The 13,853-nt window shown below is 60.5% G+C and carries 11 protein-coding genes; 6 read left to right on the top strand and 5 right to left on the bottom strand.

Features of this window, described 5'->3' with window-relative positions; genetic code table 11:
- Positions 1 to 126 precede the first annotated feature (126 nt).
- A complete protein-coding gene (ehuB, locus tag FJ959_RS11415) occupies positions 127 to 942 on the bottom strand; it encodes an ectoine/hydroxyectoine ABC transporter substrate-binding protein EhuB (protein WP_246678977.1) in 816 nt (271 codons plus the stop codon).
- On the opposite strand from ehuB, the gene FJ959_RS32155 reads away from it, so the two are divergent.
- The 6 genes from FJ959_RS32155 to FJ959_RS11435 all read left to right on the top strand — a co-directional run bounded on the left by FJ959_RS32155 (position 869) and on the right by FJ959_RS11435 (position 4,979).
- Positions 869 to 1,024: a hypothetical protein gene (locus tag FJ959_RS32155; protein ID WP_246678979.1), complete on the top strand. Its 156-nt coding sequence runs from the start codon at positions 869 to 871 to the stop codon at positions 1,022 to 1,024. The two genes, ehuB and FJ959_RS32155, sit on opposite strands and share 74 nt — an antisense overlap.
- A 182-nt stretch (positions 1,025 to 1,206) precedes the next feature.
- Complete coding sequence (locus FJ959_RS11420) at positions 1,207 to 1,950, top strand: GntR family transcriptional regulator (protein WP_140581358.1); 744 nt, start codon at positions 1,207 to 1,209, stop codon at positions 1,948 to 1,950.
- Positions 1,951 to 2,025: 75 nt separating this feature from the next.
- Positions 2,026 to 3,189 (top strand): M24 family peptidase, encoded by a 1,164-nt coding sequence (locus tag FJ959_RS11425; RefSeq protein WP_140581359.1) that lies wholly within the window; start codon positions 2,026 to 2,028, stop codon positions 3,187 to 3,189.
- A 210-nt stretch (positions 3,190 to 3,399) separates the two neighbouring features.
- Complete coding sequence (locus tag FJ959_RS11430) at positions 3,400 to 4,101, top strand: response regulator transcription factor (RefSeq protein WP_140499732.1); 702 nt, start codon at positions 3,400 to 3,402, stop codon at positions 4,099 to 4,101.
- A 51-nt stretch (positions 4,102 to 4,152) separates the two neighbouring features.
- Positions 4,153 to 4,275, top strand: a complete 123-nt coding sequence (locus FJ959_RS32475) for a hypothetical protein (RefSeq protein ID WP_263493742.1) — start codon at positions 4,153 to 4,155, stop codon at positions 4,273 to 4,275.
- 422 nt (positions 4,276 to 4,697) lie between these two features.
- On the top strand, positions 4,698 to 4,979 hold the full coding sequence (locus tag FJ959_RS11435) for an HU family DNA-binding protein (protein ID WP_095089546.1): 282 nt from the start codon (positions 4,698 to 4,700) through the stop codon (positions 4,977 to 4,979).
- 860 nt (positions 4,980 to 5,839) lie between these two features.
- On the opposite strand, the gene FJ959_RS11440 is transcribed toward FJ959_RS11435, so the two are convergent.
- The 4 genes from FJ959_RS11440 to FJ959_RS11455 all read right to left on the bottom strand — a co-directional run bounded on the left by FJ959_RS11440 (position 5,840) and on the right by FJ959_RS11455 (position 13,067).
- On the bottom strand, positions 5,840 to 9,721 hold the full coding sequence (locus FJ959_RS11440; protein WP_140581361.1) for an autotransporter domain-containing protein: 3,882 nt from the start codon (positions 9,719 to 9,721) through the stop codon (positions 5,840 to 5,842).
- A gap of 355 nt (positions 9,722 to 10,076) precedes the next feature.
- Positions 10,077 to 11,978 (bottom strand): recombinase family protein, encoded by a 1,902-nt coding sequence (locus FJ959_RS11445; protein ID WP_246678970.1) that lies wholly within the window; start codon positions 11,976 to 11,978, stop codon positions 10,077 to 10,079.
- The gene (locus FJ959_RS11450) at positions 11,975 to 12,247 is read right to left on the bottom strand and encodes a hypothetical protein (RefSeq protein WP_140630203.1); all 273 of its coding nucleotides are present in this window, start codon (positions 12,245 to 12,247) and stop codon (positions 11,975 to 11,977) included. Before FJ959_RS11450 ends, FJ959_RS11445 begins: the two co-directional genes overlap by 4 nt.
- 229 nt (positions 12,248 to 12,476) lie before the next feature.
- Positions 12,477 to 13,067: a hypothetical protein gene (locus tag FJ959_RS11455; protein WP_246678969.1), complete on the bottom strand. Its 591-nt coding sequence runs from the start codon at positions 13,065 to 13,067 to the stop codon at positions 12,477 to 12,479.
- Positions 13,068 to 13,853 lie beyond the last annotated feature (786 nt).

The raw sequence follows: 13,853 nt of genomic DNA on the forward strand, positions 1-13,853 counted from the left end.
TCGCTCGGTCGTATATTGGGCTTCGCTGGCCAAGATGCGGTGGGGCTAGGCCGTAGGAATGCAGGCTGTCCAGCAACGCTTAATCTCGCCTGACGCCCCGATTTTCTCCCGCCGCCTTGCAGCCGGTCAGTCCTGCCCCTTGCACACCTGATCGCTGGTCAGATCCGGCGCCTTCTCCTGATCGGTAAATCCGTTCCTGGCCATTATGCGCGCGACCGTGCCATCGAGCTTGAGCGCCTCGAGCCGGGAATTGTACAGGTCTCGCAGGTCACCATCGTCCTTGCGAAACGCAATCGCCGAATAGCCGAACCGTTCCTTGCCACCTTCCTGCACCCCCTGGAAGGGCAAGGCGCGTTCGACCCTATGGATGTTCTCGTCGGCGAGAATGCGGGCCACTGTCGGCGCCGAAAATGCCGCAACGTCGATCCGGCCGGTGAGCAGCGCGGAAACGTTTGATTGGATATCGGGGAAAAGCTGCGTGCGTTGCTCCACCAGACCTGCGGCCGCCGCATTCTTCGCAGTCGTGCTGCCGCGCCCCACACCAAACTTGATCTCGGGGTTTGCCGCGATTTGGGCGTAGCTGTGAATCTTCTTCGGATTGCCCTCGGCGACCAGGGCGGCATCCGCAAGCTTGAGATCGGGGTCGCTGAAGGCGACGACCGCGCAACGCTCCGGCGTGATGTAGAGACCGGCGGCGATCGCATCAAAACGCTGTGCTGTAAGTGCGGGGATCAACGCGCCGAATTCGGTGACGACGATTTCCACCTTACCCACCCCAAGACCCTCAAAGGCAGCCTTGATCAGATCGGGATGAAAGCCCGCAGGGTCGCCATTCTTGTCGCGAAATCCCCAAGGAGCGCCATTGGAGATGCCGATGACGATCTTGCCCTCACGCAAGACCCTTTCGCGCGTCGTCTCGGCTCTCGAAGCGCCAGCCGTCAAAAAGAGAAAAGCGCAGGCTGCCGCTGCGGCCGTGATCTTGCTGAAGAGCCGGTACTTGCTTGCCATGCGGCTTACTCCCTGAGCATCGAATGTCCTTAAAGGTAGACCAGGTATAACAGGTATGTCAAATTTTTATGAAGATGATATTTGAGTTTTGTAAAATTCCGCTGCGCGATGGATCCAGCAATGCGAGCAACGTGACGGGGATAGACATCCCCCACTGCATGCGCTAGGTATCCCTAGTATACCAAGGTGGGAGTTGAAATGAACGGACAAACCGGGACGGTCCTTCACGAGAACGTACGCCATGAAATCATGCGCCGGGTACGTGCTGGAGAATATGCGATCGGCGAATCCCTGCCCTCAACAGCGGCTTTGGCAGAGGAGTTCGCGGTAAGCCCAATCACCATCAAACGGGCATTGCGCGATCTCCAGCCTGCCGGGATCTTGCGTTCGGTGCCCGGGCTGGGGACCTTCGTGCGGGAGCAACGAAGGTTCGTTCGTGACCTCGATTTCTCGCTTACCTCTCACGACGACGCTTTGCGGCTTGGCCTGAAGCCCACGATTCGCCTCCTCTCGCTGACGCAAGAAAAGATACAGGACCCGGCCTTTGATGCGCTTGAGCCGCCTGATGGGCTGATGTTGTGTGTTCGCAAGGTGATTTCCACCGACGGCACGCCAATTATGTATGACACCTCATACCTGCCCCGTTCCCTGAGCGACGAGGTGGTTGGTGAGTTCGGGGAAAAGTTCATCAGCGACGCGTTGCGCGCTCATGGAACACAATTCACCAAAACCAAGTTGCTGATCGATGCCGCACCGGCTTCCGAGCAAGCCCAACAGACCTTCACGATCAAGAACGGATATCCAACGCTGCGTCGCCTCTATCGGTTGAGCACGACCGACAAGTCCTTCTCGGTCTTCGGCGTAACGGAATCGCCCTTCGACCGCCTGGCCTGCGTGGTGGAACTGGATGCGAGGAGCAAAGGCTCGAAGTCGAAAAGGTAGGGGGCGAGTGAACAGCTCGGCGAACCGGGCTGCGCAAAGCGACGATAATCAGAGACAGTCCAGGAGCAGGCGACCATGCTTCCAGCACCACCATCACCCGATGTGCCCCTTGACGAGCTGGCCACGCGCCTCGCCGCCGTCCGGCGCGAAATGGCCCATGACGCGGTCGACTTCCTGGTTCTCACCAATCAGAAAAACATCGAGTATTTCACCGACTACCGAACATTGTCGTGGGGCTATCATTCGCGGCCGTTGTTCGTGGTGATCGACCAGCGCGACATACTCGTCATAGCCAACCGGATTGAGTCCAGAAACCTTGAATCGAGGCCGAGGGCTTTTTCGATCGTCTACTATGCTGGCTATCTTGCGGAAGGCGCGCGCGCCATCGTCCAGGAGATTTCCGCTCGCGATCCGGCTGCTACGACAAAAGCCGCGATCGACTATGGACAGGACATGCTTGGTCGCGGTTCTCTGGAGATCGTGGATGGCTTGAGAGCGCGCGGTGGCCGGCTGGAGAGCGCCACGGATCTTTTGTGGCGAACCCGCATCATCAAATCGCCGTTCGAAGCTGGCCTCAAGCGCATCTCCTTCGAGATCGTCAACGCCGCCTTCGATGATGCCGTTTCGCAGGCCAGTCTAGGCATTACCGAAGTCGAGCTTTGTCGGCAGATCCAGTCGCGTATTATCATGAATGGAGCGGAATGCGCCGATCCGATTGCAATGACCTTCTGCCGGGGGGAGTTCAACTACAGCCGCCCACCCCGGATGCAGCCCCTTGCGGTCGGCCAGTACGCCTGGACCGATTTCCGGTCCACCTATGGTGGCTATCCGGCTGATAGAAATCGCATTGCCCGCGGCGGCCTACCCGAACGCTGGGAGATCGATGCATACGAACGAACGCGCGGGCTCACGGTCGCGCTCGCAAATGGCGTCAGGGCGGGGATGACGTCCGGAGACGTTTTTTGGGCCTTTGAGCAGCTTTGGCGCGATGCAGGCTTGCCCCCCGCTTATGGTCTCGTTTCCCGGATCGGCCACGGCGGAGGGCTCGACGTCACCGAGCCGCCATCCATTTCTAAAGATAATCCCGAAATTATAAGGCCGGGCATGATCCTTCACCTTGAGCCCAAGCTGGAAATCAATGGCGCCGTCTTTCAATTCGAGGAAGTGATCTACGTTCGCGAGAAGGAAATCGAGTTCTTAAGTGAACTTTCCCCCGAACGGATGCCGGTCATCAACTAGGGATTTAGTGGGCGCGCAGGTCGTACTCGTTCGAAAAGGCTAAGCGACGCCTGAGGGCCGACTGGTGACCCGTATCGCAGGTCCTGCGAGGCACGAAGCCAATCGACTGAAAACCGGAGACGTTTCGGAAATCCGGCAGTTGCCTGGCAGTTGGGGTGTGCCAAGAGACGGGCATTGCGCCACGCCGCCTGAGAGAACTGAACCGCGACTATGAAGCCACTCATCGTGATATGCACGCATGACGCGGAGTTTTATCTCGTGCTCAGCCACATTCTTGCCGTGGACGGATTCACCAGTGCGCTGACCAGCAACGTGGATGAAATCTTTGAATTGGCAGCCGAGACAACGGTGCGGGCCTGTGTGCTCGATTGCCGGCCAGACAATCGTATGGCCGACAACTGTGCCCGACTCAGGCAGGACGCCCGGACAAGCGCCCTCCCCGTCGTTGCGCTGATTGCAGCTGGTGCCGAGAACCAGCATCTGGCGTTGTTGAAGTCCGGAATCAACGAAAGTTTCGTGAGGCCATTGGCGCCGTCTAAGCTGCTTGACTACCTGCACTTCAAACTTGGAACCAGTCCAGAACCCGGCGTACGGACCCCGCCTGCCATGTCGCTGAAATATGGCGACGTCGAAATGCAGGTCGACAGCCATCACGTGCGTTGCAACGGCAGAGAAATTCTACTGGGACCGATAGAGTTCAGGCTGCTGCGTCATATGCTCGAGAACCCGGAAAAAGTGGTCAGCCGCGACGAGTTGATTGCGGTGGCCTGGCCGGGCAATGTTTATGTCGGTCCGCGCACGGTGGATGTTCATATCAGCCGGTTGCGCAAGTCGCTCAAGCATTCCTCACATGGCGATATCATTCGCACCGTACGGCTTGGTGGATACGCGCTGGAATATCACCCGTTTTGATCGGTGCCGTTCACCGGCAAGTAAAGATCACTTTCTCGCTAGAACAGGACTGTGCAGAGCCGGCCCACGCTTGGCGCCCATGTCGCCTCCTCCGATATCGATGTCGCAGCAGTCGAGGAGTTGGAAAAGGTGTGGAACATTGTCGAGTGCTTCGCCGGCAAAGCCAAAGCCTGAAGCCACGGATGTGATGCGACATTGCGTAGAGATCGCAGCCGGCCGCGCGTCGATGTCAGTCGTTGAAGTGTTGGTGAGGATCAGATCTTTAGCGCATGACCACCCGCGAGAAGCGCCTGTTGGAGCGCAATGGCACTTAGAGCGCTGCCCATAGCCGCGTCACACCTGATCCTCCACCGTATGGCTGAATGATCCCGCTGCGGTCACGCCTCACACACGGTGAGGCACTGGTGGGACGGGTCGCATCCACGCCGGACGTCTGATGCCGAGGTGATGCGCTGCGTGACTTTCGCGACAGAGTGGTGGAAATTCCTGGCTTGAGCGTTGGTTCGCACCGCATTCCGTTCCTTGACGCGATGACAATGTGGAATTGCCTGTGCCATAAGGCCAATCGTTGAATCAACTCAGAAGGGATGGAAACGATGGCTGTAAACACGATCGATATTGCCGAACGCCTTGCAGACGCGCACGGCCTGTCAAAAACCCAAGCGAAATCCGTGGTCGAGGATGTGTTGAAGGGCATTGCGGAAGCCGCTGCCAAGGGCGAGGAAATTAGCCTCAATGGCTTCGGCAAGTTCAAGGTCCAGAACAAACCAGCACGTGATGGCCGCAACCCGTCGACTGGCGCCACGATCAAGATCGCCGCATCGAAGAAGATCGTCTTCCAGCCGGCAAAGGCTCTCAAGGACTCGGTGAACGGCTGATCATTCAATGACGATACATCTCGTCTGATGGTAACGCGCTGTCCTGTTGGGCGACGGTGTCTCATGCCAAGATCATCAGCTTCTCATTGCTGCCGTTCTTAGGTCGAGGTCCCCGGCCGCGCGCCAATGCGCGGCCGGAAAATTCTCCAACAGCAGGCTGGCCGGAACCGCGCGGCAGCTCCGGCCGTCGCGCTTACTCGGCGGCGATGTTGAAGGGTTCGCCCCCCGGCCAAAGCGCTGCTGTCGGAGCGCGCACCGTTCATCCTGGCCGGCTCGGGGACTTCCGGCTCCAGTTCGGCAACGTTCGCCGAACTGACATCTGAACCTTCCTGCCGTTCACCAACCACCACAGGTTCCTGGGTCCCCAAGACAGAAGGCAGGCATCCGGCTCTGGCGAGCAACTGCTCGGCGGCTTCCGCCATTGGCCGCCGGCGAAGAGGCGGCAGTGGGGCTGTCAGACCTGAAAAAGCAGCGTCGCGCGCGGCGTCGAGGACATGTGCCTTGGTGGCGTCGGGACGGTTGACGTCCAAGAGCGATAGCGACACAAACCTGCACCGCGCTGCGTATGTCCAGCAGATGCAGCGCTACCTTCAGGTAGCTTCGGCGCCACGCGGTGCGATCGTGTATATGACACCGGCGAAATGTTGCCTGTCCTGCCGGTGAATTGAAGTTCAACATCTAAGCATCACAATCTTCGTTAGCCGCGAGCTGACGGTCAGCTTCTGGCTTTCGCAACGAAAATTGCCGACATTAAGTCTACTGGAACCGTAACAACGAATTGACCCGATCCTGACGACCAAGCATTCGCGGCGAATGCCAATTTCGCTGGCAATAGGAGCCTTCAAAGATTCCGCCACCGATCAAAATTTCACGGAAAGATCCGCCCTGAACCCGTGGTCACTGGTGCCGTCGCCGATCTGGCCGGAATAGGAGAGGCCGAGCGAGGTCTTTTCCGAGAGGGCGAGATCAAGCCCAGCTTCGAGCACGAGCGCGTCCTCAGCGATCGGTGTCCCGGCGACGGTGAAGGCCTCACCGCCGGTGAAGGCAAAATCGGCGAGCGGCGTGACGTCGCCGAAGGCATGTCGCCAGCCGAGCATGCCGCGCGCCGTGGCCTTCATCCCACCAAGCCCGAACTCGGTCGAAGCACGCAGGCCGAGCGTGGTGAAGGTGGCGTCGGTGGTACCGCTGGCGCCTGTGAGCGCGGCCGCCCCGCCATCCTCGGTAAAGCCGTAGCTATGCACGTTGACGTAAGCGAGATTGCCAAAAGGCTCCAAGGCGAAGGAGCCGCGGTCGATCCGGTAGCCGAGCTCGCCGAAGACCTGAGCCGTGCCGGCGTCGTAGTCGGCGGTGAGACGGTCGGTGAAGCCGGGAAAACTGACGGAGCGCGCCGTCTCGATGGCGTGCCATGTGTAGGCCGCACCGGCCCGCAGGCCAAGCGCGCCCCACTGGCCGCCACCATAAACACCGAGATGGTAATTGTCGCTGTCGCCGGAGGACGCGCGATCATCGACATCGAACGAGCTGCGGCTGTAACCGGCAAGCAGGCCCAGCCGCCAGTTTTCGGCGATCATTCCGTCTGCGCCGACAAGGAAGCCGCCGGTCGAGCGGTCAAGCGAAGCGGCGTTGCCATCGCTGTCCCATGTTCCCCATGAACCGAAGGCCTGCCCCCACGCCGCAAAGCGCTCCGTATCGGCCGGAGCGGGCGCTGCCCCTGGAGCACTATAGCGCGCGCTCTTGCCTTCTCGCACCAGCGCCTGTTCCTCAGGCGTCAGGGCGGAACCATCCGGCCCATAAGCCAGCACCGGCATGGAGGATCCAGAGCCATCCCCGAAGGCGGCCCGCACCCTGTTCGTTGCCGCCTCACGCACGAAGCGGCTGTCGTCCAGCATGGCGCCCTTTATCGAAGCGTGTATCTCACCAGAAAGCTGATCGAAGGCATCCCGGGCCGTTTCCTCGTCGGGCAAGCCGACGATCGCGTCATAGATCGGATTGCCAGGCCCCTGGCCCTCGGCGCCATCGCCGACCGCACACTGGTTCGCAGAGATTGCGACATCGCAGAACGACGCGTCGTTGCGGGCTACGTCGAGATAGACGGCGTTTGGATCGTAGGCGAGCGAAAGGTCGACGAAAGGCGCGTTCTGGTCAAGTGTGCCATAGGTGCCGGTAACGCCGCCAGCGGCGGTCAGGATGGTGTAGCGGGTGCCGGTGTCGTAGCCGCCTGGCGCCTTGAGCGCAAAGACGGTGCCGCCCTCGATCCCGGCAGCACCGGTCACATCGATCAGGTCGGAACTGCCGTCCGGGTCGATTTCGGCTTCATAGGTGGATCCGGCAAGCTGGGTGTAGTCGCCGTCGACCGTAAGCGTCCCAATGGAGTTGCCTGGTGCGATGGTGCCCGCCACCGTTGTGGTTCCAACCGTGCCGTTGCCTTGCAAACGGCCGTTCGCCAGAACATCGATCGTGCCGCCGAGCGTTCCGTTGACCGCAAGCGTACCAGCATCGACGGTCGTGGCGCCGGCGAAGGCAGCGGAATTGCCGGTGACTTCCAGAAGGTCCGCACCTGTCTTCAGGAAGTCGCCGGCGCCCGAGATGCTGCCGGCGTAGGTTGCATTCGCACGTTGCTCAAACGTGAACGACGCGCCGGAGCCGATCGCGACATCGCCGCCGAAACGCTCGCCCGCGCTGACGAGGTCGCCGGCATCGACGGACCAGTCGAGCGTACTCATGCCGGCGAGAACCAGTGTGCCAGTGCCGTCCTTCACCATATTCCCCGAGCCGCCGATACCGCCAGCGAAAGTCGCGTTGCCATTCTGGTCGAACACCACCGTGCCGTCATTGCCGATATTACCGCGGAACGATGCGGCATTGCCGACAAGTGTACCGACCTCGATAAGCGTGTTCCCTTGGTAGCTGTTGGAGCCGGTGAGCGTCAGCGTGCCCGCGCCATCCTTGGTCAGGCTGCCGGAGCCGGAGATCGCACCGGTCACGGTGAGATTCGAATCGGTCTGGAAGATGCCGCCGCCAGCCTCAAGCGTGACGCTGCGTCCCGTTGCAAGCGCCGCCGTATTCTGCAGTGTGCCACCGTCGAAGGCCAGCCCGCCCGAGGCGGCGCCGAGATTTGCGTCGGCTGAAACCTGCAGTGTGCCGTTCAGGATGGACGTGCCACCCGTGTAGCTGTTGGCACCGGACAGCGTCAGCGTGCCGGCGCCGGTCTTGATGAGGGAGCCGCCGCCTGTGACGACACCGGCGGCGGTGAGGTCGGCCCCAGTCAAAAAGGTGCCGCCGCCTGCGTTCAGCGTGACGTTTCGCGCTGTCGTGAGGGCCGCCGTGTTCCGCAGCGTACCCCCGTCGAAGGTAAGCCCGCCCGACGGGGCGCCGAGATTGGCATCGGAGGAGATCGACAGCGTGCCCCGATTGATGGTCCAGGGTGTCACCGTGCCTGTTGCTCCCGTCAGTGTCCAAATGCTGGTGCCTGTCTTCGAGAACACGCCGAAGCCCTGGTACTGAGCGGCCACGCCGATCTGTGAGACGTCGAAGCTGGCATTCGCGCTGCCGCCCAATGCTAGGGTGTCGGCGCTGCTGAAGGCGACGACGTTGCCCGTAATCATCGAGCCGGCTTCAAGCATCAGTGTGTTGGCACCGCCAGCAAAGACAATCGCGTTGGTCCCGGATGCGCCCGAAATCGAGCCCCTGTTGACAATCGTCAGATCGCTTCCGCTCACCCCGAAGCCGGCGGACCCAGCCGTACCGTCATTGGTGCCTCCGGTCCCGGCAACGCCGCCAGTACCTCCCGTGATTGTTCCGCTGTTGCTAATTGTTGCGCCACTTCCGGTGACGCCTATCCCGCCATTGCCGCCATTGCCGCCCGTGGTGGGAGCCGCATTGTCGTTGCCACCGCTGCCGCCATTGCCGCCGGTGATCGTCCCGAGGTTAGTGAATGTGGCTCCGGAGACAAGCGAAACGCCGGCGCTTCCATTGCCGCCATGACCGCCGAGCACCGGGATCGTTTGCGTCGAGCAGCAGCCGACGTTGTTGCCGCCGTTGCCGCCGTTGCCGCCGGAAATTGTGGAGCCGTTGGTAATTGTCGAGGCGCCCGCCGTGGCAAGTCCGATACCTCCATCGCCGCCGTTGGCGCCAAACGGATTTTGAGAAATTCCGCCGTTGCCACCGTTGCCACCGGTGATTGAGGCGTCGACTCTGACAGTCGCGCCATTTTCGACCACCACGCCATAGCCGCCGGCGCCGCCGCCTCCGCCTGCGCTACCAAGCCCATTGCCGCCATTTCCGCCATTGCCACCAGCGATTGGGCTGGACACGCTGGAATTCGTCGTCACCATGTGGCCGTGCGCGCCACCGCCACCACCGCCGCCGTTGAAGGTTAGAAAGGCGTCGGCATTCGCGCCGCTCACGCCGTTGCCGTTGTTGATCCCCGAGACGCCGCCGGTGCCGCCAAAAGCGCCATTTTGACTGGTGCCACCGGTGCCGCCGGTCGTGCCACCACCACCGCCACCGCCGGCGGCCGTGTTCGTTTGGCCGTTCCCGCCATTCACGCCGGCAGTCGTCGCCTTGCTCGCACCGCCAGGTCCACCCACGCTGTCGCCGTCGATGAAGTTTCCACCACCCGTGCCGCCGCTTTGTGCCAGCGCTGGAGCCGAAAACGCCAGCGGGCCGACCAGCGTTGCGGTCAAGGAAACAAGTGCAGTGGAGCTTACAAGCGCGGTGCGCCAGGACAGGTTCCGAGGCATGAGCCCCTCCATTATGTCCGGCTTCGGCATTCCCGACCCGATGAAGGCGGCCCCCCGAAAGCCTGTCGTCCCCAAGACCAGCGGAGGCGCGGAGGCGATCAAAAGTCGCCACCCGCGCCAGCCCGTCACCCGCGTTCGCGCACGTTAACTCAACCCAAAGCTGTCGTCCCCGCAGAGGTGGCGAATGAGCTGTCTATGACGTGATTATGATGCCGCTTTGTCGGGGCCTGTTACCATAATACAACAATCTGCGCGGGTATCGTTGCAGGCCCGGATCTACGGGATAGGAGCCAGGGCGGGATGCGAACGAAATGGAGGCCGATGAACATTTATTGCCGCTGTTCTTCGCGACAGATCACAGACACCCGATGCACAGCTTTCCCGCGGATCGCGACGCTCGCTGCGTCCCGCGCAAATGTCGGCGGTTGGCGCAAACTCGCCCGTGGCGTTGACACCAGCGATATCCGCTTCTGGAGAAGGGCGGGGTCACCCGAACGACCGATTGGAGGCGCGAAGCTGTCGTTCGCGTCGTGGAAACGTTCGTCGGCTTCGGGTCAGACTTTCCCGTTCCCCACCAGTCTTTGCAGCACCAAGACAGGTCCATCACGCCCAACACCGTACAAAATACTGCAGTCTTCTGAGTGGGGGGAAAGCGGTAGCGCTCTCCCGCTACCATCAATACAGCGTTAGGCGCCTCTCCTGGTTTGCGGTTTGCCAGGTTGAGGAGCTCCGCCAGCGCGCCGTGGACCTTTAGCTCAATCTGCCCCCTGCCCTCGGCCGGAATGATCTCGATCTTCGCAACTAGCGAGCGGACAATCCTCGCTGCCTCGTGACGCTCGCTTTCGTCGGATTGCAGCGCCCCCTGGAGTTCTGACACTTTCCGACGATAAGCCTCGACCGCCATCGGGTGAAACTCCACGACGCTTTCAGCGGCCGCCATGGCTTGAAGCTCTCGCGCTAGACTTTCCTTCTCGCTCTCGAGGTCCAGCAACTTCGATCTCATGCTGGCCGTCGAGACACCGTCGGCAATGGCATCGACGATATTGGCGATCTGCCTGTCGATGCCGATGAGCCGCTTCTCAGCTTCCTTATTCCGTTGGCGGTTCATCGCATTCAGCCGCTTTTGCTCGGCGTGATATTCGGCAAGGAAGCCCGCGATAGCATCTGGCGCCAGCAATCGCCGCTGGACGCCAGCAAGCACACGCTTTTCGAGGTCGCCAACACGGATCGTCCTGCTGTTGGTGCAGGTACCTTTCTCACGATGCGCAGCACAGGCCAGTTGGTCTTGATTCTTCACGGTATAGGAAGCGCCACAGCAGCCGCACCGTACGAGCCCTGAGAACAAATGTTTCGGCCGTCGGCGATGATGGAGCTTCGCACCTCCATACAGCTTCTTGCGAGCTTGGGCTGCTTCCCATAGCGCATCATCCACGATGCGCAGATGCGAGACCTCCATGACCTGCCACGTTTCGGGCGGGTTCGGCCGCGAGATGCGCTTGCCGGTTTCTGGATCCTTCACCATCTTGATACGGTTGAAAACGAGCAACCCAATATAGATCTCGTTGTAAAGGAAGCCGCTTCTTCGCTTGAGATTGCCGTTGATCGTCGAGGCGCCCCAAGCACCACCAAAGGGCGATGGGATACCTTCCTTATTGAGGTCAGCAGCTATCGCACGCGCTGATCGACCAACCGCGAACTCCTGAAAGATTCTGCGCACGACCTGGGCTTGATGCTCATCGATCTCGCGCAGACCGCGGATCGGTTCGCCGCTTTCATCAAGCTTTTTGACCACGCGATAGCCATAGGAAAGGCCACCAGCCGCATATCCATTCAATATTCGTCCGCTTTGTCCGCGCCTGATCTTAACCGCAAGGTCACGCAGGAAGAGCGCGTTCATCGTTCCCTTGAGGCCGACATGAAGTTCGTCAACCGCACCCTCGGAGAGGGTGACGAGGTTGACGCCGGCGAAGCGCAGGCGTTTGAAGAGACCAGCCACATCTTCCTGGTCGCGTGAGAGGCGATCAAGCGCCTCGGCAAGGACGATCTCGAACTGCCCGCTTTGAGCATCACTCAGGAGCCGCTGAATGTCTGGTCGGCGAACGATGCTTGCACCAGAGATGGCAGCATCGACATAGGTCCCAACGACAGTCCATCTCTCTTTGGATGAGTGTTCTCGGCAAAGACGCAGTTGGTCTTCGATGGAGGCTTCGCGTTGGTTGTCGGACGAATAGCGGGCATAGACTGCAACACGGGTCATGGCGGCGGATCCTCTCTCCTGTCCTCAAAGGGTTTGCCATCCGGCTCCCTGCCCTCTCCCTCTCGGCGGCCCGGACGATTGTCGTTGGCCGCCAGCCCTGCCTCGAATGCCTCCCGCGCCAGCTGCCGGCCGATCAGCCGGGCGATATCCAGCACGACCTGATCCAGCCTGGCCGCCTTGTTTTCTGGGCGCCCCTCGGGGTTGGCGAGTTCACCGTTGTCGTTCGCCGGAACTAAAGCCTGTGGGCCGGTCCTGGTTTCTTCAGCCATCGCGGTCGCTCTCCCAATGGTGGATCGACCGTCTATCGGAGGCCGCCGGACGGCTAGGGAAAGCACGAAGTTCATGAAGTAGGACCACAGCGTGCAATGACTTGCGTCGTGCGGTTTCGTCTCGATCCTTAAGGTTGGGCTGCAGGCGACAAGTGGGAACGTCCTGATGCTCACATCCAGGAGCACCATCACTTCAGAAGGCGTCTCGGAAGTCGGTTACACCGCTGCACTACTCCGCTTCGCCTTCCGCTTTCAGCGCCGCGACCAGCTTGACTGCGGACTCCCAATGCTTGGCGACATCGCTCCGCGTCCTTGCTCGGCTCCGGCGACCAGCCGGCCAACCTCCCGCGATCGCCTTTAAGTCGCGCAGTACGGAAGTTATGTGCGGCCACGGGAAGTCGGTAGGGTCACCAATATCTCGATCGGCTCCAATGATCATTTCTAACTTGGCGATGACGCCGATGAGCGACGTAGCCGCGACGTCAGGGACCGAATCTTGAAATTTTAGGGCTTCGGTCATCGCAAAGACCTCGGCTTCGCAAGCTATCAGATGCTCAGAGTCCAGACCCGTAGTAGACACTGACAGTTGCCGCGGCATCGGCTCGCCCGCAGTCAATACCTGAATTCCGGTATTGGCGATCATTCGCGCCTCCACCCGCTGCTGAATTCGACACAACAGCAATGAGGCATATCGAGCTCGTTGCCACTCGCTCCATAGTCTCAAAGCGGAATCTGTGCCTTGGGGCTCCGGCCTCTCGAGCTCATCGCGTTGGCGGCCGATGACGAAAGGCAAAGTCGTGGTATTGTCGGAATCAACCATGATCCGAGCTCCAAACAGCTTGGGTTGTGGTCAGGCCGAGCGACGTGTTCGAGCACGTTGTTCGGCCGCAAAGCGCAGACCACAATTTACGTACATACCGTACATTACGGACATAGTCATTGTCAAACACGCCTGATGCTATTGATAACAAAACTGAGCGCTTCGAACTGCGGCTTACGAGTGACTTGCTTGCCCGCATTGACGAATGGCGCCGAAATCAGCCCGATCTTCCCACCAGATCGGAGGCTTTCCGCCGCCTTGTCGAGGCTGGTCTAGGCTCTAAGACAGCCGGTAAGCCAGAACCAGGCGGCACATGACGCAACAGGAATTGCCAGAGCGCTCCGGCCTGATCGCCCCTATATAAATGCCATTGAACGCGCTGATGTTTCAGCAAGTGTGCTTGGGCGCATCGGCGATGTGTTAGGAATGGAGCCGGAAGCACTCATTCGCAAAGCGAACGGCAGTCAGTCAGAATAAGTCCGCGCGTAGCCGCTCGCGAGCGCGCCGTAAACAGCGCCGTAGCGAGCGAGCGGCGGGTTTGCGCCTCATGCCGGCCGTAGAGATCAGCTAGTGTCTTCCTGAAACCAGACATCGCCTTTGGCCATATGCATAAACGCAGCACTGCGCGGAGTATCTATAAATCGTGAAATCTGGATTTTGGGGGTCAGGACCTTTCCAGAGCCTTTGCGTGCCGTTTCTCACAGGTGTGGTCGGCGGAGTTTTTCGCCAGGATCAAGCCGTCAACTTGGTCAAGCCTGCCACGCCGTCGTTGCAGGGCTTTCGAGG

The organism is Mesorhizobium sp. B2-2-4, assembly GCF_006442375.1.
GTDB lineage: Bacteria > Pseudomonadota > Alphaproteobacteria > Rhizobiales > Rhizobiaceae > Mesorhizobium.

Bases quoted from the DNA above. Each gene is read 5' to 3' on its own strand.
- FJ959_RS32155 (WP_246678979.1), top strand. From the start codon at position 869: ATGCCGATGACGATCTTGCCCTCACGCAAGACCCTTTCGCGCGTCGTC.
- FJ959_RS11420 (WP_140581358.1), top strand. From the start codon at position 1,207: ATGAACGGACAAACCGGGACGGTCCTTCACGAGAACGTACGCCATGAA.
- FJ959_RS11425 (WP_140581359.1), top strand. From the start codon at position 2,026: ATGCTTCCAGCACCACCATCACCCGATGTGCCCCTTGACGAGCTGGCC.
- FJ959_RS11430 (WP_140499732.1), top strand. From the start codon at position 3,400: ATGAAGCCACTCATCGTGATATGCACGCATGACGCGGAGTTTTATCTC.
- FJ959_RS11435 (WP_095089546.1), top strand. From the start codon at position 4,698: ATGGCTGTAAACACGATCGATATTGCCGAACGCCTTGCAGACGCGCAC.
- FJ959_RS11440 (WP_140581361.1), bottom strand. From the start codon at position 9,721: ATGCCTCGGAACCTGTCCTGGCGCACCGCGCTTGTAAGCTCCACTGCA.
- FJ959_RS11445 (WP_246678970.1), bottom strand. From the start codon at position 11,978: ATGACCCGTGTTGCAGTCTATGCCCGCTATTCGTCCGACAACCAACGC.
- FJ959_RS11450 (WP_140630203.1), bottom strand. From the start codon at position 12,247: ATGGCTGAAGAAACCAGGACCGGCCCACAGGCTTTAGTTCCGGCGAAC.
- FJ959_RS11455 (WP_246678969.1), bottom strand. From the start codon at position 13,067: ATGGTTGATTCCGACAATACCACGACTTTGCCTTTCGTCATCGGCCGC.